Below are 25688 nucleotides of genomic sequence, written 5' to 3' on the forward strand. Positions count from 1 at the left end.
TGTTACTGCGAAAATAGTGATGTTGGTCACAAAATGAATGGCGCTAGCACCCTTGAGCGAACCCATCTTTTCTCCATTCCAACTGAAGACTTGGAAGCTAGGCCATCGCGTTGTCGAGGGAGTGCCTGCGGTCCCTTAAGGAACGACAGCCGATGGGTGCTGGTGTAGAGCCAGCACTGTTCGGATTGGATTCTCGCACCGGAGACGGGATTGCGTGGCCCCGCAGCCAGCCACCGTGGCCTTGAGGGCAAGATCGCCGGCTCGCTGAGCCTGGTCCCGCCTGGCGGGACTTTGGTGCCTGGTGCGGGTCCGTTGGCCTAGTCGCTCGTACCGCATTGTCGCGCGTTGGAATACCCTCTGCTTGCGCCGCCAGGCATTCGTCCAATACAGCGGCCACGCCTCATTCGTCAGCGTGATTAAGAGAGCCTTCGTGAATGATGGCGAAGACGAAAAAAAGCAGGGGCGGCTTGCGCCGCCCCTGCTGTCGATCGCACTGCGAGCAGGCCGTCAGAACTTGTAGTTCAGGCGTGCGAACAGCGAAACACCGAGGTAGTCGTACTGCGTCGCACTAACCGGTACGTTGCCGTAGCGGTTGTAGCCAGCAGCGGCCGAGATGGTGTCCGGTTCTTTGTTGAACAGGTTCCGGATGCCCATCAGGAACGACCACTTCGGCTGATCATATTCCACGGAGACAGTGTGATAGATACGGCTGTCTGCCTTGGTATCGACAACGGCGTTGGGATAACCGAAGTAGGTGTAGCTCCCCGTCGAGGTCAACGGCGTCAGGCGACGCGTGCTGTCGACGAAGTCGATGCCCCAGTTGTAGGTCCAGTCGCCGCGGTTCAGCGACGCCACTAGATTGCCGACCGTCTTCGGACGACCGATGCCGCCGACGTAGTCCGAAATCGTGGAGCCACCCGCCAGCGGACTGTCGAACAACTGCACGACGTCCTCCTTCATGTAAGTGACCTGAGATTCCAGGGTCAGCTTGCCGAAGGAGAAGTCGTCCTCATAGCGGACGAGCAGATCGTAGCCACGGACCTTCTGCTTGTTGATGTTGATGTAGGTGGCGTACACCTCCTGGATGCCGTTGGGTTCGACCGCAGCATTGGGGGCGTTACGCGTGAACAGCGAGCAGAAATTGTTCGGATAGATATCGGAGCCATAACAGCTGGCCACGATCGTCTGGGCCTCCAGTTCGCCGATCTGGTCCCGCACTTCGATTTCGAAATAGTCCAGTGCAACGCTGATGGGCGCGAATTCCGGCGTCCAGATGATGCCGCCGGTGAAGGCGTTGGAATGTTCAGGCGTCAGGAAGCCTGCGCCGCCGCCCTGGAAGATCGTGGCCGAACTGGGCGCGCCGTTGTAGTTGTCCGGGATGCCGGCGGCGCCGCAATTCGCGCGAATGTTCGCATTCGAGCTCTCGCCCCAGTTGATGCACGGGTCGATCGCCGTTTGCCCGAGGAAGGACGACTGGTTGCCCAGATACAGCTCATACAGGCCCGGCGCACGGTATGAGGTGCCCTTGGTGGCACGCAAACGCAGGGACGGTACGACCTGCCAGCCCAGACCGATCTTCCATACATCGTCGCTGTCGCCCACCGAGTCGTAATCGAACCAGCGGGTGGAGGCATTGAAGGTCAGCGATTCGACGCCCGGAAGGCCTTTGAGCAGCGGCACTTCCACTTCCGCGAAGACTTCCTTCACCGAGTCATCGCCCTTGGTTTGCTGGGCGGAGGACGAACCCCACAGCAGACCGTTGCGCGACAGGTAGCCCGGCTGATCGTCGATGCTGAACTCGCGATACTCCGCGCCGACGGCCGCACCCACGGCACCGGCAGGGAGATTGAACAGTTCGCCCGTCAGCACGCCGGTGACGACCGTCTGGTCGTAGATGGTTTTGCCGGTATCCCAGGCTCCGATCAGGCCGACCAGTTCGTCCATGCGGGCACCACTGAGGAAGCCCGGGTCGAAGTAGTTGATGGTCGGTGCATCCTCACCGTAGTTCCAGTCGCCGGTCTTCGAGGCGTCAATGGCCAGATCGTTGTACGTGCCGCTGGATCGAGAGTAGGAGGCATTGATGTCCCACGACCACGTATCGGCAAACAAACCATTGAAGTTGGTATTGAGGTAGTAGTAGTCGACCTTCTGGCTGCTGTTGGACCGGAAGGGCATCACGGGCTGCGATACGCCCGACGGCGTCGCTGTATTACGGAAACCGGGGTCGTTGGCGTAGAAATAGCCCGAGCCGCCCACGATGACCGGGAAGAATTGGCGGAAACCCTTGTATTCGCTCTCGCGCCGGTTGACCAGAAGCTCGGTCTTCCAGTTGACCTCGCCCAACGAGAAGTCGGCCGAAACATAGCCGCTGAAACGTTCGAGGTCCTGAATGACATACTGTTCACCAAAGAATGGGAAGTTCAGTACGTCGGTGTAGCTGGCCTGAGGTGAGTTGGCGTAGGTAGTGCTGACTCGCGGACGGTAACCCGGGATGTTTCCGATCGTTTGTCCGGTCCACGAAGGCACGTAGCGGGCGCCTGTGAGCAGATCCACGACGGTGTTCGCGTACAGATTTCCGCTCGTGCAGCCTCCCAGACGGGTGCCCGCGAGGATGGAGCGGTCTTCACGGTCGATACGGTTGCCGTCCTGGTCCCACACAAGGTCTTCGGCGCACTTGAAGAAGTCGCGGTCACCGACCCTGAGTGGAGACTGCTTGTAGTACTCGCCCGCCAGCGTGATGCTGCCGTTATCGAAATTCCAGCCCGTCGCACCGGAGAAGTTGATCACCTCGCCGCCGCCGTAGAACGGCGCGCGGAAACTCACCGAGATTTCCGGAGAGGTGATGTTCTTGCGAGTGATCACGTTCGCCACGCCCGCGACGGCGTCCGAACCGTAGATCGAGGAGGAGCCATCTTTAAGCAGTTCGATGCGCTGGACGATCGAGGACGGCAGCACGTTCAGGTCGAACGCGCCGACCTGGCCGCGGGTACCGGCCGGACCGGGGCGGTGGCCATTCAGCAGCACCAGGCTGCGATTGGGGCCGAGGCCACGCAGCGAGAGCGTCTGCGCACCCACGCCGCCTTCAGTGACGAACGCGCCGAACTGGTGGCTGATCTGAGTGGCGCCAGCGGCGATGCTGGACTTCTGCAGGAACTCGGAGGTTTCTACCTGACCGAGCGCGACATTGGTGTCGGCGGTGATGACCTGCACGGGCGACACGGAATCGTACTCCACGCGCTTGATCAGCGAGCCCGTAACCGTGATTTTGTCGAGTTCGACAGCTTCCGTCTTCTTCGTCGGTTCACTCTCCGTAGTCTCCGACTGCGCCATTGCGTTGCCGCCGTACAGGCAGCCGAGCACAGCGACGAACAAAGGTAGCTTCTTGAAGGCAATGCCCTTCTTTGCTTGCTGCATGACTTGAATCCCCTAAGAGTCCCGCCAGATGGTTGCCCCTGCGCGTTACGCCGGGGTTAAGCGAGTATATGCAGCGTTCATTGTCGATAGCAACCAATTGTTAGAAACGTGTGACACACGCTCAGTTCGCGAGCTCAGTCTGTGTTAAACACAGCGGGAGACCCACAACCTGAACAGGTCATCCGCGGTGCCGCCGCACTAAGAAAAAACCCCGCCATAGGCGGGGTCTTGTAGGCTCAAAGTCCACCTGGGCCGCAGTCCTTGGTGAGAAAATCTTCCATCAGCCCGAGCGCTTGCTGCTGATGGCGGTAATACCAAGGCATGCTGTGGGGCATGTCGGCGATCAGCTCGAACTTGGCCGGCACCTTACCCTTTACCGCATCGTAAAAGCCGCGGGCGTGGAAAGAGGGCGTACGCACGTCGCGGTCGCCGACATAAAGGAGGACCGGGATGTTGGCCTTATCAGTGTTCAGCATCGGATCCATACCCTTGACCGTACGGCCCTGAAGGATGCGCTGCAGACGGTTTTCGCTCCAAGACCAGCCCAGCTTGGTTAGGTCGGTCACAGGCGCGCCGGAAATCGCGCACTGGTAAGGGCTGTTTGGGCGCACGACTGCCGCGGCTGCGGCAAACCCGCCGTAGGAATAGCCGAAGATCGCCAGGCGCTCGGGGTCGGCGATGCCCTGCTTGACCAGCCAAGCGGCGCCGTCGTCCTTGTCGTCTTGCATTTTCTGGCCCCATTCAGCATCGCCGGCCAACCAGAGCTTGCGGCCCAAGCCGCTCGAGCCCCGGTACTGCGGGCGCAGTACGGCGTAGCCGCGGGAGGTCAGGAACGGCACCCAACCGGAGGCATCCCAGCCGCCGTAGTCGCGCGCCCAAGGGCCGCCGTGCGGATGGATGATCGTGGGCAGCGGGCCGTCACTCTCCTTCCAGCCTACGGGCAGATCCAGCAGTGCCGGAATGTTCAGGCCATCGCGTGCCGGGTAAGTGATCCAGCGCTGCTCGCCGATCTGCTTGGGATTGATCCACGGGCGTTCATCGCCCAAGTCCACGACGTTCTTGCGGTCGGTGAGCAGGTGATAGCTTGTCGCCCGCTGTGCACTTTCCGTCGTGAACAGCACCCGGGAAAAGTCGTTGTTGTAGCCCGTAATGGCGACGGTCTGGCCCGGATAGGCCTTCTTGAGGCCGGCATGGATGCCGCCCAGATCGGGGTCGACGTACGTCGCCTGAGGCTCCGGACCATCCACGACGAAACCGAGCACGCGGTTGAAATTGCTGGGCTGAGAGCCGAGGATCAACCGGCTGATCGAGAACTGCGGATGCGCAAGCAGGGGTTCGCTGTCGAACTCGCGTGAGGCAGGGTCGTACATCCACGCCTGGATTTGGTCGGAAAACAGGTCAGTGAGGACATAGAACTTGCCCGTCTGCTCATCAATGCCAACGATCTCAACGGCATGGCGTTCGCTGAGCTTGGTGGTCAGTGGCGCATGGGCCTCGAATTCACCTGCCTTGTTGCGGATCAACACACGTTGCTCATACTCGCCGGGCGAGATGGGCTCCAGCTGCGTACGCGTCAGCAGTTCGCCATTGCGGGGATTGAAAAGACCCGGGCTGGTGCGGCTGTTGGAGCGGAACAAAAGCTTGGTGTCGCCCGTGCGCAGGTTGTAGAGGTAGTAAGCGCCGCTAAGGGATAGTCCGCTCATCTGCGAGATGATGACGTTGTCGGGATCCAGCGGCAGCGTGTGTACGAGGTTGGCGGTGCCCGCGATTTCCAGACAGCGTTCCAGTTCCTCGCTCACGCCCAGTCGGCGGGTCTTGTCGGCAAAAGCCTCTTCGAACTTCTGCTGCTTCACGTCGGTAAGATAGGGCTTTACGACGAATGTCTTGGTCGCCCCGACGTTTCCGCCCTCGCCGCAGCCGCCCAGTTGTCCGGTCCATTCCTGTCGGCCCAGCACAAGGACACGATTGGCTTTCATGGCATTGGCGGCAATAAATTTCATGCGGTCGCCCGAGGGCGTGATGACCGAGCCAGCCTTCAGGTCGTCCAAATTCCAGGTCGCCAGTCCGGTCTCCTGGTTCTTGGAATCGGGCATGGAAACGATGGCGACGAGATTCTTTCCGTCGGTGCTCATCGAGACCGACTGGATGTTCGGCAGGCGAGCGAACGATTCGATCGGGATCGCATCGCGTGCGGTGGCGGTCCCGGTCAGCAGCATCAACGACGCGGCGATTGAACGTATTTTCCCGATTCTCATGGTTGGCTCGTACCCCTGTTTCGTGCTCTTAGTGAAGGCGCCAAGCGCGTATCGCAGCGTATTGCCGATCCCCGATGCTGAACGCGTTGTTCATCCTTTGGCGTGCCAGCCAGAGTAGTGCAGCTAGGTCGAGCAGGAAAGCCCCCTGCTGGCAGGTATGAGAAGATGCCGCGTCACCGCACAAGGTCCGACGGATAAGGCGATGCCATGGGCCGCAGCGATTGCTCACTTACTGGATAACGTTGATGTCTGTTCGATCCCACGCCGTCCAAGCCAACCTCACCCCCCACCCCCGGGTCCGCAACGTCATCGCGGTCGGTTCCGGCAAGGGCGGGGTGGGGAAGTCGACCACGACGGTGAACCTGGCCCTGGCGCTGGCGGCCGACGGGGCGCGGGTCGGGGTGCTGGACGCCGATGTCTACGGCCCCAGCATTCCGGCCATGCTGGGCCTGTCGGGGCGACCGGACAGCCCGGACAACAAGTCGATCGAGCCGATGCGGGCCTTCGGGGTGGAGGCCATGTCCATCGGCCTGCTGGTCGACCAGGACACGCCGATGATCTGGCGCGGGCCGATGGCCACCTCGGCGCTGATGCAGCTGTTCAACGACACGCTGTGGGGCGAGCTGGACTACCTGCTGGTCGACCTGCCGCCGGGCACGGGCGACATCCAGCTGACCCTGGCGCAGAAGATCCCGGTGGCGGGCGCCGTCATCGTCACCACGCCCCAGGACATTGCCACGCTGGATGCGAAGAAGGCGCTGAAGATGTTCGAGAAGGTGGAGGTGCCGGTGCTGGGTATCGTCGAGAACATGGCCGTTCACACCTGTTCGAACTGCGGCCACGTGGAGCACCTGTTCGGCCGGGGCGGGGGGGAGCGGATGGCGGCGCAGTACGGCGTGCCGCTGTTGGGCTCGCTGCCGCTGGACATCGCCATTCGCGAGCAGGGCGACGCGGGTCAGCCGGTCGTGATCGCCGCGCCCGATTCGGCGGTCGCGCAGGCCTACCGGCAGACGGCACGGGTCATGGCGGCGACGCTGGCCCAGCGGCCGCGGGCGTCGGTGCCCATCGCGTCGTCGCTGGTCTAGGCGCCTGGGCGCAGACGCCAGGGCGGGGCCCGCCCTACAATTCCCCGTCCGCCGCGCGCTGACCGCGCGGCCTTCGGCCCACCAGACCAGGATTTGCATGAGCATCAAGAGCGACCGTTGGATCCGCCGCATGGCCGAACAGCACGGCATGATCGAGCCGTTCGAGCCGGGGCAGGTGAAGCAGGCCAACGGCCAGCGCATCGTCAGCTACGGTACGTCCAGCTACGGTTACGACGTGCGCTGCTCGCGCGAGTTCAAGGTGTTCACCAACATCAATTCCACCATCGTGGACCCGAAGCACTTCGATCCGAAGAGTTTCGTGGACATCGAGGCGGACGAATGCATCATCCCGCCCAACAGCTTCGCCTTGGCGCGCACGGTGGAATTCTTCCGCATTCCGCGCGACACGCTGGTGGTGTGCCTGGGCAAGAGCACCTACGCGCGCTGCGGCATCATCGTCAACGTCACCCCGCTGGAGCCGGAGTGGGAAGGCCACGTGACGCTGGAATTCAGCAACACCACGCCGCTGCCGGCGCGCATCTACGCCAACGAAGGCGTGGCGCAGATGCTGTTCTTCCAGTCCGATGCCGACGACGTGTGCGAGACCAGCTACAAGGACCGCGGCGGCAAGTACCAGGGTCAGACGGGCGTCACCCTGCCGCGCACCTGACCCGGAACGGGCTCAGCGCAAGCGCCTGCGCCAGGCGTCGATCTGTGCGGCCAGCGCGGCCGGCGCGTGCTTCACGGCGGCCCCGTGGCCCCACACGGGGCCTGGCCACGCCGGGTCGCCGTCGTGCCGACCGATAAGGTGGACATGCAACTGGCGCACGATGTTGCCCAGGGCGCCGATATTGAGCTTCTCCACGCCGGGTTGCGCACGGATCAGTTGCCCGGCCTGGTTGATTTCCGCAAGCAGCAGGCGCTGCTGGCCGCCATCCAGTTCCAGCCATTCGCTGATGCCGTTCACGCGGGGCACCAGCACCAGCCACGGAAAGCGTGTGTCGTCCATCAGGCGCACCTGCGACAGCGGGCCGTCGGCGATGAAGGCGCTGTCGGCGGCCAGGCGGGGGTCCAGGACGAAGTCGGTCATGCGAGGTTCCGTGCGAAGAAATCCAGCGTGCGTTCGCGGGCAAGGCGTGCGCTGGCGGGATCGTAGTCGGCCCGCAGGTCGCAGTTGAAGCCATGGCCTGCCGGATAGGTGAAGACCTCCATCTGCGGCAGCGCATCGCGGTGGGCCTGCACCATCGCCGGCGGGATGGTGGCATCGCGCTCGCCGAAATGGAACATCACCGGCGCTCTCGGCCTCTCATCGAGGAAGGGCAGGTTGCGCGCGCCGTAGTAGCTCACGGACGGCAGCCCCAGCCGCAGCGCGGCCAGCAGGGCGACCGTGCCGCCCCAGCAATAGCCCACGGTACCGACCCGGCCGTGGCCGGCCAGCGCATCGGCCGCCGCGCGGGTGATGTCCACGGCGCGCTCCAGGCCCAGGGCGGTGATCAGCGCCTTCCCGCGTGCGATGCCGTCGGCGTCGTAGTCCAGTTCCACGCCGGTCTGCACCGGGTCGAAGTAGGCCGGCGCCAGCACCACGTAGCCCTCGCGCGCGAAGCCTTCCGCCACGGTGCGGATGTGCGGATTGACACCGAAGATCTCCTGCACCACGACCAGCGCGCCACGCGGCGTTCCGGCGGGATCGGCCTGCCAGGCATGGATGCGGCCATGAGGGGACTCGAAGGGCAGCCAGTGGCCCATGGAGGCGCTCCTGTCGTGAGGGCCGATAGTGTAGGCGGACCGGCAGCAGGGCAGCGTGCGGACCGCTGCGCCCGAACGGCCCGGCGGGGGGCCGACCCACGGGGGCTATAATCCGCGGCCCCGCACACGCCGCCGCCGTACCCCCATGTCCCTGCAGAACCCCAAAGTGGGCTTCGTCAGCCTCGGCTGCCCGAAGGCTCTGGTCGACTCCGAACGCATCCTCACCCAGCTCCGCGTGGAGGGATACGACATCGTGCCGACCTACGATGCGGCGGACGTGGTGGTGGTGAACACCTGCGGCTTCATCGACTCCGCGGTGGCCGAGTCGCTGGACGCCATCGGCGAGGCGATGAACGCGAACGGCAAGGTCATCGTCACCGGCTGCCTGGGCAAGCGCCCGGAGCAGATCCGCGAGCAGTACCCGGATGTGCTGGCGATCAGTGGTCCGCAGGACTATCAGAGCGTGATGGAGGCGCTGCACGAAGCGCTGCCGCCGAAGCACGATCCGTTCGTGGACCTGGTGCCGGACTACGGCATCAAGCTGACGCCGCGCCATTATGCTTACCTCAAGATCTCCGAGGGCTGCAATCACCGCTGCAGCTTCTGCATCATCCCGTCGATGCGCGGCGACCTGGTGTCGCGTCCGGTCGATGACGTGCTGCGCGAAGCCGAGCGTCTGGTGCGCGGTGGCGTGAAGGAGCTGCTGGTGGTTTCGCAGGACACCTCCGCCTACGGCGTGGATGTGAAGTACGCCGAGCGCGAATGGCGCGGCAAGGCGTACCAGACGCGGATGAAGGCCTTGTGCGAAGGCCTGGGCGAACTCGACGCCTGGGTGCGCATGCACTACGTCTATCCGTATCCGCACGTCGACGATGTGGTCCCGCTGATGGCCGAAGGCAAGGTGCTGCCTTACCTGGACATCCCGTTCCAGCACGCCAGCCCGCGCATCCTCAAGCTGATGAAGCGCCCCGGCGCCGTCGACAAGACGCTTGAGCGGGTGAAGCGCTGGCGTTCGATCTGCCCGGACATCACCCTGCGTTCTACCTTCATCGTCGGCTTCCCCGGCGAGACGGATCAGGAGTTCGAGGAGCTGCTGCAGTTCCTCGACGAAGCGCAGCTGGACCGCGTGGGCGCGTTCGCCTATTCGCCGGTCGAGGGCGCGGCCGCGAACCTGCTGCCGGATCCGGTACCGGAAGAGGTGAAGCAGGAACGCCTGGCGCGCTTCATGGAAAAGCAGGCGGAAATCTCCGCTGCGCGTCTCGAAGCCAAGATCGGCACCGTGCAGCAGTGCCTCGTCGATCTGATCGAGGACGACATTGCCGTGGCGCGTTCCAAGGCCGATGCGCCGGAGATCGACGGCCTGGTGCACATCCAGAACGGCGGCGAAGCGGGCCTTCGCGTCGGCCAGTTCGTCGACGTGAAGATCACCGAGAGCGACGAGCACGACCTGTTCGGCGACGCCATCGTCGCCGCGACAGGCAGGCCGCTCGACGTCAAGGTGCTGTGACCGCGCCCGCGACGGACGACCACGCCGGCGGTGGCCGGCGTCGCTTCGTCGCTCCCCTGCGTGGGCAGGTGGATGCCGGGTGTTTCCGGCATCCCCTGTTGGACGGATACGGTGAGTATCAGGACCTGCTGATGGCCCCGCACTGGCCCGACATCGAAGCCCTCAATGCGCGCATGCCGGCATCCGGGCCTCGCTTCGTAAGGCAGGATGCGGCCCTGCTCGCTGACGGACTGCATTACGAAGAGCGTATCGCACACGGGCGCATCGCCACGCGGCCGGAAAACTGGCACGACCTGTTCAATGCGATGGTCTGGATGCGCCACCCGGCCCTCAAGCACGCCCTCAACCAGCAGCAATGCCGACACATGGCACGGATGGGGACGAGCGAGCGCAGTCCGGCCCAGCAGGCCCTGACCCAGTTCGATGAAAGCGGCGTCATCGTGCAGGTATCCGACCCGTCGCTGCTGGATCTCTGGGGCCGGCACGACTGGACGACGCTGTTCCATGCGAACGCAAAGCGCTGGCACGATGGCGGCATCGCCGTTGTGGCGGTAGTGGGGCATGCGCTGATGGAACAGGTGCTGGTGCCGGGGCGCCTGCTGGTCGGCAAGTGTCTGGTAGTGCTGGGCGATCCGGCCGGTGCTGTCGCGCGCGTGGCCGCATCGATTGCGACGGGTGGGATCCTTGCCGCGCCGTCGGAACTGCGCCCGCTGCCGCTGGCAGGCATTCCCGGCTGGTACGCGGGGCAGGGCGAGGCGTTCTATGCGCAGGAGGGCTACTTCCGGCCGCTGCGGGAAGGGCGCGTTTACCCGCCGCCCCTGTAGAGATCAGCTGGCGTAGCTGACGTCCACCAATACGAAGCGGGTGATGCCGCCAGGCAGCTCCACGGAAAACTCGTCGTCGATGCGCTTCTTGAGCAGCGCGCGCGCCATCGGCGAGTCGATGCTGATCCAGCCGCGGGCCGCGTCGGTCTCATCGGGGCCCACGATCCGGTAGCGCGAGGCTTCGCCGCTGGCTACGTTCTCCAGCTCGACGGTGGCGCCGAAGAACACGGCCTCCGGATCGCTGGGCGCGGTGTCGACCACGCGCAGCACTTCCAGGCGCTTGCTCAGATAGCGCACGCGGCGATCGATCTCGCCCAGTTGTTTCTTGCGATAGGTGTATTCCGCGTTCTCGGAGCGGTCGCCCTCCGCGGCGGCGGCGGCCAGCGCTTTCACCACCTCCGGACGCCTGACGCGCCACAGATCGTCCAGTTCCGCCTTGAGGCGGTCGTGACCCGCACGGGTGATCAGGGCGGTGCTTTTCTCGCCCGGCGGTCGCCAGCGCGACACCTCAGCGCTCCATGGCGCTTTCCGCGCGTCGCAGCGTGCGTCCGCGCGGATCCTCGACCGGCTCGATGCAGCTGCCTGAAGTCAGCACCAGCAGATCGTCATCATGGATGGCGAACTCCTGCGCAAGCCTGTCGTCGTCCGGCGTGAGCTGCACGCAGGTACCGTTCCACGTCACCGACCAGCGGCCGGCGCGCTTGGGTAGCGCCTGCAGGTCGTCCTGGCAGTGCGCTTCCAGCGCGTAGCGGCCGTCGGCTCCCAGGTCGAGCAGCACGTCCTGCGATGCGCAGGACCCCGCCGGCAGGCTGCCGAAGAAGGTGCCTGCGAAGGTTGAGGGCGTCGGATTGGCGGCGGATACCGCCAGCGGCAACAGGCAAGCCAGGGGTGCGGAGCGCCACTTCATGCGCGATCAGCGGCGCCCGCCGAAAATGCTGCCCAGGATGCCGCGCACGATCTGGTTGCCCAGTTTGGTGCCGATGGTGCGCGTGGTCTGCTTGGCCATCGTCTCGATCATGCCCTGGCGGCGCTTGGTGCCAAACACCGCGTCCTTGACCGTCTGGCCGAACCCGCCCGCGTCCGGATCGTCCTGCTCGGTCTTGGCTGCGGGTGCGTTGGCGGCCTGGGCCGCGGTTTCCGCGCGCTTGGCGAGCATTTCCGCAGCGGATTCGCGGTCCACGCGGGTATCGTACTTGCCGCCGACGGGACTGCCGTTGCGTACCTGCTGGCGTTCGGTTTCGTTGATCGCGCCCATGCGGCAGCGTGGCGGCGACACCAGCGTCTGTTGCACGGGCGATGGAATGCCCTTGTCCTGCAGTGTCGAAACCAGCGCCTCGCCGGTGCCGAGCTTGGAAATCGCCTGGGCCACGTCGAGCTTGGGATTCGGCACGAAGGTTTCGGCCGCGGTCTTGACCGCTTTCTGGTCGCGCGGGGTGAAAGCGCGCAGGGCGTGCTGCACGCGGTTGCCCAACTGGCCGAGGATGTTGTCCGGCACGTCGTCGGGGAACTGCGAGCAGAAGTAGACGCCCACGCCCTTGGAGCGGATCAGGCGCACGACCTGCTCGATGCGCTGTTGCAGGGCCGGCGGGGCATCGTCGAACAGCAGGTGCGCTTCGTCGAAGACGAACACGAGCTTGGGCTTGTCCAGGTCGCCGACTTCCGGCAGCGTCTCGAACAGCTCGGACAGCAGCCACAACAGGAAGCTGGAGTACAGGCGCGGCTTCAGGATCAGCTGGTCCGCCGCGAGGATGCCGATCACGCCGCGGCCGTCGGTGTTCGTGCGCATCAGGTCGGCCAGCTCCAGCGCCGGCTCACCGAAGAACATCTCGCCGCCTTCCTGTTCCAGCCGCAGCAGCGCGCGCTGGATCGCGCCCACCGACTGCGTGCTGACCAGTCCGTAGCTGGTGGAAATGTCCTTGCGCTCGGCGGCGACCAGGCCCAGCAGGGCGCGCAGGTCTTCCAGGTCGAGCAGCAGCAGGCCCCGGTCGTCGGCCAGCTTGAACACGATGTCGAGCACGCCGCTCTGGGTGTCGTTGAGTTCGAGGATGCGCGAGAGCAGGGTGGGGCCCATCTCGCTGACGGTCGTGCGGACCGGATGGCCCAGCTTGCCGTAGAGATCCCAGAAGATCACCGGATTCGCCCCCGGCGCGTAGTCGGCGATGCCGATGTCCTTCGCGCGCTGCAGCACCCTCTCGCTGCCGTCGCCCGCCGCCGCCAGGCCGGCCACGTCGCCCTTCACGTCGGCCATGAACACGGGCACGCCCATGCGCGAGAAGCCCTCGGCCAGCGTCATCAGCGTCACCGTCTTGCCGGTGCCGGTCGCGCCGGCGACCAGGCCATGGCGGTTGCCGAACTTCGGCTGCAGCGTGACCGGGATGTCGTCCGTGATGCCCTTGCCCAGCAGGATCGGATCCATGTGCAACCTCGCGTGGTGATGCGGGAATTCTAGCCGCTGGCAACCGCCTGCGGGATAAAGGAATGCGACGTCCTGCCTTGCCCGCGGTACGCGGCGGGGGCTACCCTCCCGTCTCACACTTTGGATGCATGCCTGATGTCGTTTGCGGTTCCTGCTTGCCTGCGCTACTGGCCCGTCGTGGCCGCCCTGTCCCTGCTGCTGGTATCGCCCGTCTCGCTGGCGCAGCGCGTCTCGGCGCGCGATCGCGCCGCCGCCGAGGCGCTGGAGCAGCGCATGGCGGCGGCGGAGAAGCGCTATCGCGACGGCTTGGTGCTGGTGGCCAACAACGATCCGCGCGGTGCGACGGAGAGCGATGCCGCGCTGGAGGACATGGAAGACGTGCTGGCGGCGTGCGTGCAGCAGCGCGGCTGCCAGGTGCCGACGCTGCTGGCCACCTACAAGCGCCTGCTGAAGGGCAATACCGATGCGCAAGGGGAGGGTGGCGAAGGCGAGGGCGATGCCATCGATGCGCTGGATGACGGTACCGACCATGCGGTGCCGACGGGCACGGGGCTGCCGGAGACGGCACGCACCGCGGCGCTGCTCAACGACCAGCGGCATGCATTCGATCGCATGGTGGAGTACAACCCGGCCGTGCAGGCCGGCATACGTCGCTGGCTGACCGACATGCGGCCGGCGTTGATCGACAGCTACGAGAACTACCAGAACATGCGGGCCGAACTGTACCCGGCATGGGAGCGCAGCGGGCTGCCGGAGGCGTTGCTGTTCGGCATCATGGCCAAGGAGTCCAACGGTCGCGTGCATTCCACCTCGCGCGCCGGCGCGGCGGGGCCCATGCAGTTCATGTTCCATACCGGCGCGCGCTTCGGGCTGGGGCGCGATGCCAGCGGCTTCGACACTCGGTACGACCCCTACGCATCGGGCCAGGCAAGCGCGGCCTACATGAACGAACGCATGCGCAGCCTCAACAACAACATCGAGCTGGCGCTGGCCGCCTACAACGGAGGCGAGGGCCGCGCGGCGCGCGTGTATCGCGAGAACAGCGGCCTGGGCTTCTGGGACGAGGTGGTCTACAGCCAGTTCCCAGGCGAAACGCGCGACTACGTGCCGATGGTGATCGCGGCGGCATGGCTGTTCCTGCACCCGCGCCAGTACGGGCTGGAGTTCCCGAAGGTCGCTGCGCAGCCGGCGCCGCTGAAGCTGGCGCGCGACGCGTCCATCTACGAGCTGACCATCTGCCTGGGCAACGGCGGCACGCGCGAGGGCTACATGCGCACGCTGCGCAACCTCAATCCCCGTTACCAGCCGGAAGCGTGGATCCCGGCCGGCACCACGCTGAAGGCCAACGCGCGCATCGTCGGCCTTTACACCCGGCACTGCGTGAACGGGCCACGCGCGGAGCTGGCCAGGACGTTGGTGAGCGCCGATCCGGCTGCCGCGATCCGGCGGGGCGCACGGGCCGGCAACGTGGCCGTCGGCGACGTCATGCCGGTGGCCGGCGTTCCGACCACGGTGGCGACCGGCGAGCCGAAGCCGGCCGAGCCGAAGGCGAAACAGGTGCGCGAATACCGGGTGACGAAGGGTGACACGCTGGGACGCATCTCACAAAGGTTCCAGTGCGACCTGAAGAAGCTGGCGCGCGCGAACAACCTGAGGGCGCCTGCGTACGCGGTGCGGCCGGGGCAGGAACTGAAGCTGGAAAGCTGCAGGAAATAAGACGAATGATGGCCACGGAAGGCAGTCGACTCCCTTGGATCACCGCGATTGTCGCCAGCGCGACACTGGCGATCGTCGGCGCGGAGATCGCCGGCCTGCGCGGCTCGCACTACGTCTTCAAGCCGCTGACCACGCTGCTTATCCTGGCGATGGTCCTGCGGCTCCCGCGCACCGGGTTCGCAGGCTATCGCCGCCTGGTCGTGGTCGGATTGTTGCTGTCCACACTGGGCGATGTCTTCCTGATGCTGCCGTTCGATGGCTTCGTGTTCGGTCTGGGCAGCTTCCTGCTGGCGCATATCGCTTACCTGGCCGCGTTGAGGAAGCGTGGTGGTTGGTGGCGCGTGCGCTGGCCGTTACTCGCTTACGCGGTGATGGCATCGCTGGTGTTCGCGCAGTTGTGGCCAGGGTTGCCGCGCGAGTTGAAGGCGCCGGTGATCGTCTACGTCATCGCGTTGGCCGGCATGGCGGCACAGGCGGCCAGCGTGTGGCGGGAACATCCGGGTCGCGCGACGCGCGCCGCCGCGATCGGCGGCGCGTTCTTTGTGGCGTCGGATGCGTTGCTGGCGTTGGATCGTTTCAGTACGCCGATCCCCATTGCGAGCGTCTGGGTACTGGCGACCTACTGGATCGCGCAGTGGTTCATCGCGCGATCAGTGCGGTTTGCCGGGGATCAGGATCGGGCCAGGGTCGCCAGCCGCTGACCCAAACGCACCGGCGATTCCGCCTTCAACTCGGGCGACAGCGTCGCCACGCCCGGCGGCAGCAGCACGATCACTGTCGAGCCGTAGTTGAACCTCGCCATCTCCGCGAACCGCTCCAGCGTGATGCCCTTGCCACGGTAATCCTTGCGCGTGATCGCGGTGCCGTAGGCGGGAATCTCCTCGCCGCTCCACACCGTTTCCACGCCGGACACCAGCAGTGCGCCCACCATCACCGACACCATCGGGCCGAAATCGGTGTCGAAGTGGCAGACCAGCCGCTCGTTGCGGGCGAACAGGCGCGGCACGTTCGCCACCGCATCGGTGCCCACGCTGAACAGGCGGCCGGGCACATGCACGGTTTCGCGCAACGTGCCGGTCCACGGCATGTGCACGCGGTGGTAGTCGCGCGGCGACAGGTAGACGGTGGCGAACAGGCCGTTGCGGAACGGTTCCGCGGCTGCGGCGTCGCCCAGCAGTTCGGCAGCGGTGAACGACTGCCCCTTGGCCTGGAAGATGCGGCCGTCCTCGACGGCGCCGCACTGGCTGATGTGTCCGTCGGCGGGCATCAGCAGGGCGCGCGGATCGGGATCGGCCACGCGGGCGCCGGGCTTCAGGGCACGGGTGAAGAAGGCATTGAAGCTGGGGTAAGCGCGCGGATCGGGCTCCGCCGCTTCGGCCAGATCGACGTTGAACTTCTTCGTCACCGTGTCGATCAGCCACTGCTTGGTGCCCGGCGACGTGGAGTACGCCAGCCGGCGTGCCAGCGAGGACAGCAAGCGGTGAGGCAGGACATAGGTCAGCGACGTCAGCAGGCTCATTTGGACGAGGCCTCGGTCAGCGCGCGCAGGTCGGAGGCGATGGCCTTGGGCTGGAACGGCGGCCGGATCAGGCCGGCGAGCTGGCCCTGGGGGTCCAGAACGGCGATCGCCGAGGAGTGATCCATGCTGTAGTCGTTCGGATTCTGGTCGTAGCCCTGGCCGGGCACCTTCATGAACACGAAGCCCAGCGACTTGGCGAAGTTCTCCAGCGTCGGGACATCGGCCGTGGCCGCCAGCGTGTCGGGATGGAAGGCATGCGCGTACTCGCCGATGCGGGTGGGCGTGTCGCGCTCCGGGTCCACCGACACGAACAGCACGCGCGGACGCGTGGAGTCGGGCAGGTCCTTCCACTGCGCTTGCGCCTGGGCCAGCTCGGCCAGGGTGGTGGGACAGATGTCCGGGCAGAAGGTGAAGCCGATGAACACCAGCGTCCAGTGGCCTTTCAATTCGCCATTGGCCAGTTGGGTGCCGTCGGACTGGCGCAGCGAGAACGGCGGCAGGGGGCGCGCCTGCGGGAACAGGGTGACCGTCTGGGTGGCGGGCCACCGGGTCGCGGGCGTGACCGGGCCGAAGAACTTCTGTGCGGCCAGCAGGCCCAGGCCGGCGGCCAGCGCCAGGACGAGGATGAGGCCGATCTTCTTGTTGAACATGTGCGTGGAAGTCCCGCGATGAAGGGGCGTGGCCGTTGGACCGTGGCCGGCATGGACGGCAGGAGGAGGCCATGATACCGGGGCAGCCTCTATAATCGGCGGCCCTCGCCGTTCCGGCGTCTTCCCCAGCCTTGCCATGACCGCCGACGTCGCCGCCGAACTGCACACCATCATCGACCTGATCCGCTATGGCGCCAGCCGCTTCAACGCGGCCGGGCTGACCTTCGGCCACAGCTACGACAACGCCCTGGACGAGGCCTCGCACCTGGTGCTGCATACGCTGCACCTGCCGCCGGACCTGGGCCCCGCCTATGGCCAGGCGCGCGTCACCGCACCGGAAAAGGCGCAGGTGCTGGCACTGTTCGAGCGTCGGGTGAACGAGCGCATTCCGGTGGCCTATCTGACCGGTGAGGCCTGGTTCGCCGGCCTGAGCTTCAAGAGCGATGCGCGAGCGCTGGTGCCGCGCTCGCCGATCGCAGAGCTGATCGAAGCGGGCTTCGAGCCCTGGCTGGGCGGCCGCGAGGTGAACCGTGCGCTCGACCTGTGCACCGGCTCGGGTTGCATCGCCATCGCCATGGGCCATTACCATCCGGACTGGCAGGTCGACGGCGTCGACATCAGCGACGATGCGCTGGCGCTGGCGGCCGAGAACAAGGCGCGCCTGCATGCGGACAACGTGCAACTGGTCAAATCCGACCTGTTCGCCGGCCTGACCGGGCGCCACTACGACCTGATCGTCACCAATCCGCCCTACGTCACCAACGACGAGACCGACGCACTGCCGAAGGAATACTCCTTCGAGCCGGAGCTGGGCCTGCGCGCCGGCGACGATGGCCTGGACCTGGTGCTTAAGATCCTGCGCGATGCGCCGCTGCACCTCAGCCAGGACGGCCTGCTGATCTGCGAAGTGGGCGAGTCCGAGCATGCGCTGGTGAAACTGCTGCCCGACGTCGACTTCGCCTGGATCGAGTTCAAGGTCGGCCAGATGGGCATCTTCGCGGTCGAATGCGCCGAGCTGATCCGCCACAACGCACGCATCGCCGCGTTGGCCGCCGCTCGCAAATAGAGCGCCGGAACCGCCCTGCCACGCCCGCAGCGGTTGCGCCTGCAACCGTCGCGGCTTGCGTTGGCGCACTGCACAATAGGGTGGCCGGTATGCGATGCTTGATGGCCCGGCACCGGTAGTTCCCATCCGCGGAGCGGCGCTTGAGCAGCAACAGTTTCGGAAAACTCCTCACGGTCACCACGTTCGGCGAATCGCACGGGCCGGCGATCGGCTGCGTGGTCGACGGCTGCCCGCCCGGGCTGGAGATCGCGCCTGAGGAATTCCGCCACGACCTGGAGCGCCGGGCCACCGGCAAGTCGCGGCACACGTCCGCGCGGCGCGAGGCCGACGAGGTGGAGATCCTCAGCGGCGTGTACGAGGGCCGCACCACCGGCACGCCCATCGCGCTGCTGATCCGCAATACCGACCAGCGCAGCAAGGACTACGCCGACATCGCGCGGCAGTTCCGCCCCGGCCACGCCGATTACACCTACTGGCAGAAGTACGGCATCCGCGACCCGCGCGGCGGCGGCCGCTCGTCCGCGCGCGAGACCACGATGCGCGTCGCGGCGGGCGTGATCGCCAAGAAGTGGCTGCGGCAGCGGTTCGGCGTGACGGTGCGCGGTTACCTGTCGCAGCTCGGGCCGATCACGCCCGACGGCTTCGACTGGAACGCGGTGGAGGACAACCCGTTCTTCTGGCCGCATGCGGCGCAGGTGCCGGCACTGGAAACCTACATGGATGCGCTGCGCAAGTCGGGCGATTCCATCGGCGCGCGCGTCAATGTCGTCGCCGACGGTGTGCCGGCGGGCTGGGGCGAGCCGATCTACGGCAAGCTGGACGGCGACCTCGCCGCCGCGCTGATGAGCATCAACGCGGTGAAGGGGGTGGAGATCGGCGACGGTTTCGCCGCGGTGACGCAGAAGGGCACCGAGCATCGGGACCTGATGACGCCGGCCGGGTTCCTGTCCAACCATGCCGGCGGCATTCTCGGCGGCATTTCCACCGGCCAGCATGTCACCGCCTCCATCGTCCTGAAGCCGACCTCCAGCCTGCGCCTGCCGGGCGCAACAGTGGACGTGGACGGCCATACCGTGGACGTCATCACCACCGGCCGGCACGACCCCTGCGTGGGCATCCGCGCCACGCCCATCGCCGAGGCGATGATGGCGCTGGTGCTGATGGACCAGGCGTTGCGCCATCGCGCGCAGTGCGGTGATGTCGGCGACGTGCCGCCCTACGTGCCCGGCAGCGTCGATGGCTGAGCTGCGGCCGCGCGTCTGGGTGTCGCAGCCGCTGTTCGACGACATCGTCGGGCGGCTGGCGGCGCATTTCGATGTGCAGGCGACGGCCGGCGTTACCGAACACGGTCCCGAGGCCATCGCCGACGCATTGCGCGACAGCGTCGGCGCGCTGGTGACCTTGAACGAACGCATCGGCCCCCGGGAAATCGCCGGTGCAGAGCGGCTGCGCGCCATCGCCAACGTGGGCGTGGGCTACAACAACCTGGATATCGCGGCGCTGACGCAGGCCGGTATCGTCGCGACCAACACGCCGGACGTGCTGACCGAGACCACCGCCGATTTCGGTTTCGCACTGCTGATGGCGACCGCGCGCCGCATCACCGAAGCCGAACGCTGGCTACGCGACGGCCAGTGGCAGCAGTGGTCGTTCAGTACGCTGCTGGGCGCGGACCTGCACGGCAGCACGCTGGGCATCGTCGGCATGGGCCGGATCGGGCAGGGGATCGCCCGCCGTGCACGCGGCTTCGGTATGCGCGTGCTGTACCACAACCGCAGCCGCCTGCCAGAGCTCGTCGAGCGTGAGTGCGGCGCGACCTATGCCGGCTTCGACGATCTGCTGGTCCAGGCCGACCACATGATCCTGGTGCTGCCTTACTCGGCACAGGTCCACCACCTGGTCGATGCCGCGGCGCTGGCGAAGATGAAGCCCACTGCGACGCTGGTGAACATCGCGCGGGGCGGCATCGTCGATGAAGTCGCGCTCGCCGATGCACTGTCGAACGGCCGCCTGGCTGCCGCCGGCCTGGACGTGTACGAGGGCGAGCCCGCTGTGCGTCCGGAACTGCTGGCCCTGCGCAACGTGGTGCTGACCCCGCACATCGCCAGTGCCAGCCTCGCCACGCGTCGCGCCATGGTGTCGCTGGCGGTGGACAACCTGATCGCCGCGCTGGGCGAAGGGCCGGACGCGGGCCATCCGCCGTCGCCGGTCAATCCGGATGCGCTGGCTACCGCCTCGACCATCAACACCATCATCGCCAAACGACAGGGAGCCTGAGGCACGCCCGCAGGTTCCCCGAACACAGCCTTCCTGTCCGCTGTCTTCACTCCCTCTTCGCGAAAACCATCTTCCATGAGCAACCAGAACCGTAGCTTCACCGTCGCCATCGTGGGCGCCACCGGCGCCGTCGGCGAAACCATGCTGTCCATCCTGGCCGAACGCGACTTTCCGGTCGGCAAGCTCGTCCTGCTGGCCTCGGCGCGTTCGGCCGGCACCCAGGTCGATTTCAAGGGCCAGAAGGTCGACGTGCTCGACCTGGAAACCTTCGACCCCGCCGGCGTGGACATCGCCCTGTTCTCGGCCGGCGGCGGCGTGTCGAAGGAATACGCACCGAAGTTCGCCGCCGCGGGCGCCGTGGTGATCGACAACTCCTCGACCTTCCGCTACGACGCCGACGTGCCGCTGGTGGTGTCGGAGGTCAACCCGCATGCGGCCAAGAACCGTCCGCGCGGCATCATCGCCAACCCCAACTGCTCAACCATGCAGCTGATGCCGGTGCTGGCGCCGATCCATCGCGAATACGGCATCGAACGCATCAACGTGGCCACCTACCAGTCGGTGTCCGGCGCCGGTCGCTCCGGCCTGGAGGAACTCGGCCGCCAGACCGCGCAGCTGCTGGCCTTCCAGGACATCGAGCCGAAGAAGTTCCAGGCGCAGATCGCCTTCAACCTCATCCCGCACATCGACGAGTTCCTGCCCAATGGCTATACCAAGGAAGAGATGAAGCTGGTCTGGGAGACGCGCAAGATCCTTGAGGACGACAGCATCCAGGTGAATCCCACCGCCGTGCGCGTGCCGGTGTTCTATGGCCACTCCGAAGCGGTCAACATCGAGACGAAGAAGAAGATTTCACCGGAACAGGCCCGCGAGCTGTTGCGCGCCGCCCCCGGCGTGGAAGTGGTGGACGAGCACAAGGCAGGTGGCTATCCGACGCCGGTCACCCACGCGTCCGGCCGCGACCCGGTGTTCGTCGGCCGCATCCGCGAAGACTTCTCGCATCCGCGCGGCCTCAACCTGTGGGTGGTGGCCGACAACATCCGCAAGGGCGCGGCCCTGAATGCCGTGCAATTGGCCGAACTGGTGGCGAACGGCGGCTGAGCGTTTGCGTCTCTGTATCCGCGCAAAGCAACGTGAACCGATATCGTTCATGCACGTAACAATAGTTGGCAGTTGACGCGTCAGCGGGTTCCTGAGAGCCTGCTGACGTACTTGGCGCAATGGAGTGTGCAGCATGGGAAGCGCATCGCGTTTTCTTTCGTCCGGTATCTGGTCCATCCTCGTCGTCGTGGGCGCCGTGTTATGGGTGCATGACCACGCAGCAGCGCAGGTGCGCTCTGCTTCCAGGCACGAAGCCCAGGACAGGGCGGATGAGCGGGGCGCGATTCAGGACAGGATCGCAGCGCTCTACGATCCGACAGAAATGGCGCGGGCGATGGAGTTGGGAACAGGCACCCTGCGCGGAACAATGGCAGTGCGCGACAAACAGGGTGTAGGGGGGCTGCTGCCGCGCCTGCTGAGAGGCAAGAGCGTTGCAACGGCGGATCGCGAATGGGTGATCCTGCTGCCCATGACGCCACATGTGACGGCGTGGTTCGAAGCCCACAGTGCGGATGACGTCCGTTGGGGCGAGCGCGAGATCGGCGGCCTGAACCCTGAGGTCTGGCAGTACGCCGGACGTGTCAGGACCGACTCGCAGGGCAACTTCCAGTTCGATGGGCTGATGCCGGGTCGCTATCTCGTGCTCGCCCATTTTCCTGTCGAGTACACAGCGCGCAGGACGTATGCGACAGGTGAATACTCCGTTGAGTATTCCTACTCGCCGATGTTCGGTTCCGGAAGCGGTGCCATCAAGCCGATCACGCGCACAGAACGTTACCAGAGCCAAATGTATGTGTGGATCAGCGAGGTCGTGGACGTGAAGCCAGGTGTGTCTACGATCTTCACGCCCCCGGTGAGGGATCTGATATGAATCCGGGAATGCGCATGGATCACATCCGGTGGATGTCGGGGCGTGTGTCGGCCTGGGCGATATCGACGGGCCTTGCAGCGTGTGCCCTGGTCTGGGCGCACACAGTCGAGGCGCAAGAGGCCGAATGCCGGAACGGTCAGGGATTGAAGTGCTGGTTCATCATTGGCGAGGCCTACAAGGCGCCAAAGCGCGTGGCTTTCATCGCGCGGCACGCTGATCGGGGAGCGGTCGACGGAAAGCGTGCGCTCGAGGTGGTGCAGGTCATCGAATCGGCGGATATTCCGGACCGTTACGCCATTTGGGATATGGAAGTTGATTGTGGCCGACGCACCTTCCGCATCCTGCGTGACAGGGCTGCGGACAAGAGTGGATCGATCAGGCAGGAGCCTTCCCATGCTCCGGATTGGAAGTCGCTGGAAGCGGCCCAGTACGGGGAGTCGATCGCGTTTCCATTTGCCTGCGATCCGGAGGTCATCAAGGACCGGTCGAGCTACCTGGCCGCTTTTGCTGGTAACGCGTACCGGGTGCCGGACATGGTGTCCCAGTTCCGGCGGGTCATGTGGAGCGAAGGACGCTAAATCGCAGTCGGCGCGGTGTGGGGCACCTTGACGGGTACCGTCAGTAACAATAAGTTGCGCGCAGTTCCGCTCGATTTGGGCGCGTCAAGCCGATAGGGGCCCCTCTTGAAACAGTTGGTTCGCCGGCTCGTTGCGCTGCTGCTCACGCTGCAGTGTTTCTCTGCTCTCGCGCTCGGCCTGGGGGAGATCAAGGTCAAATCGCAACCCGGCCAGCCGCTGCTGGCCGAGATTCCGATCATTTCCAGCGAGCCGGGCGAGCTGGAGCAGCTGCGTGCGCGTCTGGCGTCGCCCACGACGTTCGAGCGCGTCGGCCTGCCGCGCCCGCAAGGGCTGGTCAACGAACTGGACTTCAGCGTCGCGCTGGATGAAGCCGGCCGTCCGGTCGTACGCGTCACCAGCCGCACGCCGGTGGACGTGCCGGCGGTCAATTTCCTGATCGAAGTCGACTGGGGTCAGGGCCGGCTGGTGCGCGAGTACTCCGCGCTGGTCAGCGCGCCGGGCACGCTGGCGGCGGCCGGTCAGCCGGTGATCGATGCGCCGGTCGCCGCGCCCACGGATACCATTGCCCGGCCTGCCCAGCCTGTCGTGGCCACCCCGCCGGAATCCGTCCCGGCCGAACGGGCACCGCTGACCGCGCCACCTCGCGCGCCCGCGCCCGCACCTGTTGCCGCTGTGCCGGCCGCGCAGATCGCGCCGGGCGATGCGCTGGCGCCCGTGCGGCGTGGACAATCGCTGTCGCAGGTGGCCGCGCCGCTGGCGCGCGCGCAGGGCTACACCATGGACCAGGCCATGGTCGCACTGCTGCGCGCCAACCCCGAGGCCTTCATCAACGGCAACATCAACCTGCTCAAGCAGGGCGCGGTGCTGCGCGTGCCGGAGTCGGCCGAGGCGCAGACCATCCTCGAGGACGAGGCCGCCGCCCTGGTACGCAGCCAGATCGCCGAGTGGCGACGCGCGCGCGCGCCGATCCCGCAGCCGGCCGCGGTGGTCGAGCCCGCGCCTGCGGCGACGACCGCGCCGCAGGCACCGCGCACTGCGCCTGTGGCCGACGCGCGCCTGGAAATCGCTCCCGCGGCCGCTGGCACGTCGGGTTCTGGAACGCAGTCCGGCGTGAGTGCCGGCGGTGAGGGCGAGATGTTGGCGAACGAACAGCTGCAGCAATCGAAGGAAGACCTGGCCGCGCGGGAAGCCGAGGTGCAGGAACTGCGCTCGCAGGTGGCGGAACTGGAAAAGCTCAAGGCTCAGCAGGAGAAGCTGCTGGCCATGAAGGACAGCGACCTCGCCGCCGCGCAGCAGCGCCTGGCGCAGGGCAATGGCAGCGAGGGCGGCATCCCGGTCTGGGCGTGGGCGGGCTTCGGCCTGCTGTTCGTCGGGGCGCTGGCGTGGGGTTTCGCGCAGCGCCGCCAGCGCATTGCGCCAGCACCGGTGCCGCGCAACCCCGTGTTCGGCCATGCGCCGGCGGACAGCCGTGCCGCGGAACTGGCCGCCGCGATGCCGCAGGCGGCCACGCCGGAAGCGGAGCCCGCGCCCAGTCCGGTGCTCGAGCCGGCGGTCAGCGTGCCGGTCGCCGCAGCGCCCAAGACCGCGCCGAAACCCGCGCCCGCGACGGGTCCCACCTGGCATGCCGGCGGCGACACGGCGCCTGCTGCTCCGATGACATCGCCGCAGGCGCCTGCCGGTCGTGATCGACTGGAACTGGCGGTGGCCTATCTGGACCTGGGCGACGTGGCGACCGCGCGCGATCTGCTGAACGAGGTCGCCGCCGGCCACGACGCGACGGCACGCGACGAGGCGTTGCAACTGCTGCGCGAGCTCGGATGACGGGCGCGGAGTGATGTCGTGACGCGCTATGCGCTGGGCGTCGAGTACGACGGCGGCGGCTTCCTGGGATGGCAACGGCTGAGCAAGTCCGGCACGCCTGACGACACCAGCACGGTGCAGGCGGCGCTGGAAGGCGCACTGTCGTCGGTGGCCGACGCCCAGGTAGACACGATCTGCGCCGGCCGCACCGATGCCGGGGTGCATGCGCAATGCCAGGTCGTCCACTTCGACAGCGATGCCGCGCGCACGCCGCGCGGCTGGTTGCTGGGCGCCACGGCGCGCCTGCCGCCGGCGGTCTGCGTACGCTGGTGCCAGCCCGTGGCCGACGATTTCCATGCGCGGTTCTCCGCGCGCGCACGGCGCTATCGCTACACGCTGGTGAACCGGCTGGCGCGCCCGGCGCTGGAGCGCCAGTACCTGAGCTGGGAAAGGATGCCGCTGGACGCCGACGCCATGCACCGCGCCGCGCAGGTGCTGGTGGGCGAGAACGATTTCAGCGCGTTCCGCACCGTGCACTGCCAGTCGCCGCACGCGATGCGCAACCTGCACGCGATCTCCGTGGTACGCCAGGGCGAGCGCGTGATCGTCGAGGTACAGGCGAATGCGTTCCTGCACCACATGGTGCGCAATATCGTGGGTTCGCTGCTGGTGGTGGGGCGGGGCGAACAGCCGGAAGGCTGGATCGGTGAGCTGTTGGCCGGCCGCGACCGCACCGTTGCCGGGCCGACCGCGCCGCCGGACGGCCTGGTGTTCGTCAGTCCGCTGTATCCGGGCGAATGGGGCCTGCCGTCGGAAGTGACCCTGCCTGCCGCCATCGGCTGAGCTGCCGGGTTACCCTTCCG

The 25688-nt window shown here is 66.3% G+C and carries 23 protein-coding genes; 14 read left to right on the top strand and 9 right to left on the bottom strand.

The features are described from left to right. Positions 1–507: 507 nt before the first annotated feature. Both V8246_RS13430 and V8246_RS13435 read right to left on the bottom strand, forming a co-directional pair. Positions 508–3414, bottom strand: coding sequence for a TonB-dependent receptor (locus tag V8246_RS13430; RefSeq protein WP_336189646.1), 2907 nt, complete (start codon positions 3412–3414; stop codon positions 508–510). Positions 3415–3650: 236 nt separating this feature from the next. Next, positions 3651–5630, bottom strand: coding sequence for a prolyl oligopeptidase family serine peptidase (locus tag V8246_RS13435; protein WP_336189869.1), 1980 nt, complete (start codon positions 5628–5630; stop codon positions 3651–3653). A gap of 284 nt (positions 5631–5914) precedes the next feature. Here V8246_RS13435 and apbC point away from each other — a divergent pair, with 284 nt between their 5' ends. Beyond that, entirely contained in the window at positions 5915–6754 is an 840-nt protein-coding gene (apbC, locus tag V8246_RS13440) for an iron-sulfur cluster carrier protein ApbC (RefSeq protein WP_336189647.1), read from the top strand. A 97-nt stretch (positions 6755–6851) separates the two neighbouring features. Beyond that, the gene (gene dcd, locus V8246_RS13445) at positions 6852–7424 is read left to right on the top strand and encodes a dCTP deaminase (protein WP_336189648.1); all 573 of its coding nucleotides are present in this window, start codon (positions 6852–6854) and stop codon (positions 7422–7424) included. A 12-nt stretch (positions 7425–7436) separates the two neighbouring features. Here the strand turns inward: dcd and V8246_RS13450 are convergent, their stop codons facing one another. Further along, positions 7437–7844 (bottom strand): HIT family protein, encoded by a 408-nt coding sequence (locus tag V8246_RS13450; protein ID WP_336189649.1) that lies wholly within the window; start codon positions 7842–7844, stop codon positions 7437–7439. Next, a complete protein-coding gene (locus V8246_RS13455; protein ID WP_336189650.1) occupies positions 7841–8500 on the bottom strand; it encodes a dienelactone hydrolase family protein in 660 nt (219 codons plus the stop codon). Before V8246_RS13455 ends, V8246_RS13450 begins: the two co-directional genes overlap by 4 nt. A gap of 145 nt (positions 8501–8645) precedes the next feature. Here V8246_RS13455 and rimO point away from each other — a divergent pair, with 145 nt between their 5' ends. Next, positions 8646–10007 (top strand): 30S ribosomal protein S12 methylthiotransferase RimO, encoded by a 1362-nt coding sequence (rimO, locus tag V8246_RS13460; protein WP_336189652.1) that lies wholly within the window; start codon positions 8646–8648, stop codon positions 10005–10007. Next, the gene (locus V8246_RS13465; protein ID WP_336189653.1) at positions 10004–10831 is read left to right on the top strand and encodes a DUF3025 domain-containing protein; all 828 of its coding nucleotides are present in this window, start codon (positions 10004–10006) and stop codon (positions 10829–10831) included. The genes rimO and V8246_RS13465 overlap by 4 nt, the downstream gene beginning before the upstream one ends. Positions 10832–10834: 3 nt before the next feature. Here the strand turns inward: V8246_RS13465 and greB are convergent, their stop codons facing one another. From greB to V8246_RS13480, 3 genes are read right to left on the bottom strand one after another with little or no spacing between them, the layout of a single operon-like run. Further along, a complete protein-coding gene (greB, locus tag V8246_RS13470) occupies positions 10835–11338 on the bottom strand; it encodes a transcription elongation factor GreB (protein WP_336189654.1) in 504 nt (167 codons plus the stop codon). 1 nt (position 11339) lies between these two features. Next, positions 11340–11738: a copper resistance protein NlpE N-terminal domain-containing protein gene (locus tag V8246_RS13475; protein WP_336189656.1), complete on the bottom strand. Its 399-nt coding sequence runs from the start codon at positions 11736–11738 to the stop codon at positions 11340–11342. Positions 11739–11744: 6 nt separating this feature from the next. Continuing rightward, a complete protein-coding gene (locus V8246_RS13480) occupies positions 11745–13247 on the bottom strand; it encodes a helicase HerA-like domain-containing protein (protein WP_336189658.1) in 1503 nt (500 codons plus the stop codon). A gap of 135 nt (positions 13248–13382) precedes the next feature. On the opposite strand from V8246_RS13480, the gene V8246_RS13485 reads away from it, so the two are divergent. Both V8246_RS13485 and V8246_RS13490 read left to right on the top strand, forming a co-directional pair. Then, positions 13383–14963, top strand: a complete 1581-nt coding sequence (locus tag V8246_RS13485) for a transglycosylase SLT domain-containing protein (protein ID WP_336189660.1) — start codon at positions 13383–13385, stop codon at positions 14961–14963. 5 nt (positions 14964–14968) lie between these two features. Then, positions 14969–15664, top strand: coding sequence for a lysoplasmalogenase (locus V8246_RS13490; RefSeq protein WP_336189661.1), 696 nt, complete (start codon positions 14969–14971; stop codon positions 15662–15664). Here the strand turns inward: V8246_RS13490 and asd are convergent. Together asd and V8246_RS13500 are read right to left on the bottom strand one after the other, a co-directional pair. Further along, on the bottom strand, positions 15634–16482 hold the full coding sequence (gene asd, locus V8246_RS13495) for an archaetidylserine decarboxylase (RefSeq protein WP_336189662.1): 849 nt from the start codon (positions 16480–16482) through the stop codon (positions 15634–15636). The two genes, V8246_RS13490 and asd, sit on opposite strands and share 31 nt — an antisense overlap. Beyond that, the gene (locus V8246_RS13500) at positions 16479–17132 is read right to left on the bottom strand and encodes an SCO family protein (protein ID WP_312769359.1); all 654 of its coding nucleotides are present in this window, start codon (positions 17130–17132) and stop codon (positions 16479–16481) included. The genes asd and V8246_RS13500 overlap by 4 nt, the downstream gene beginning before the upstream one ends. Before the next feature lie 136 nt (positions 17133–17268). Between V8246_RS13500 and prmB the strand changes: the two genes are divergently transcribed. The 8 genes from prmB (at position 17269) to truA (ending at position 25668) form a co-directional block, all read left to right on the top strand. After that, a complete protein-coding gene (prmB, locus tag V8246_RS13505; RefSeq protein ID WP_336189663.1) occupies positions 17269–18198 on the top strand; it encodes a 50S ribosomal protein L3 N(5)-glutamine methyltransferase in 930 nt (309 codons plus the stop codon). Positions 18199–18338: 140 nt separating this feature from the next. Then, entirely contained in the window at positions 18339–19442 is a 1104-nt protein-coding gene (gene aroC / locus V8246_RS13510; protein ID WP_271249523.1) for a chorismate synthase, read from the top strand. Further along, on the top strand, positions 19435–20475 hold the full coding sequence (locus V8246_RS13515; protein WP_336189666.1) for a D-glycerate dehydrogenase: 1041 nt from the start codon (positions 19435–19437) through the stop codon (positions 20473–20475). Before aroC ends, V8246_RS13515 begins: the two co-directional genes overlap by 8 nt. A 75-nt stretch (positions 20476–20550) precedes the next feature. Next, entirely contained in the window at positions 20551–21576 is a 1026-nt protein-coding gene (locus V8246_RS13520) for an aspartate-semialdehyde dehydrogenase (protein WP_336189667.1), read from the top strand. 133 nt (positions 21577–21709) lie between these two features. Then, positions 21710–22447 carry a hypothetical protein gene (locus tag V8246_RS13525; protein WP_336189668.1) on the top strand — a complete coding sequence of 246 codons (738 nt, stop codon included), beginning with the start codon at positions 21710–21712 and terminating at the stop codon, positions 22445–22447. Between the two features lie 8 nt (positions 22448–22455). Then, positions 22456–23025: a hypothetical protein gene (locus V8246_RS13530; protein ID WP_336189670.1), complete on the top strand. Its 570-nt coding sequence runs from the start codon at positions 22456–22458 to the stop codon at positions 23023–23025. Positions 23026–23130: 105 nt separating this feature from the next. Then, complete coding sequence (locus tag V8246_RS13535; RefSeq protein ID WP_336189671.1) at positions 23131–24846, top strand: FimV/HubP family polar landmark protein; 1716 nt, start codon at positions 23131–23133, stop codon at positions 24844–24846. Positions 24847–24864: 18 nt separating this feature from the next. Continuing rightward, positions 24865–25668: a tRNA pseudouridine(38-40) synthase TruA gene (truA, locus tag V8246_RS13540; protein WP_336189672.1), complete on the top strand. Its 804-nt coding sequence runs from the start codon at positions 24865–24867 to the stop codon at positions 25666–25668. Positions 25669–25688: the final 20 nt, after the last annotated feature.

Origin of the sequence: Pseudoxanthomonas sp. F11 (assembly GCF_037046485.1) — a bacterium.
In the GTDB taxonomy this organism is placed as follows: Bacteria; Pseudomonadota; Gammaproteobacteria; order Xanthomonadales; family Xanthomonadaceae; genus Pseudoxanthomonas_A.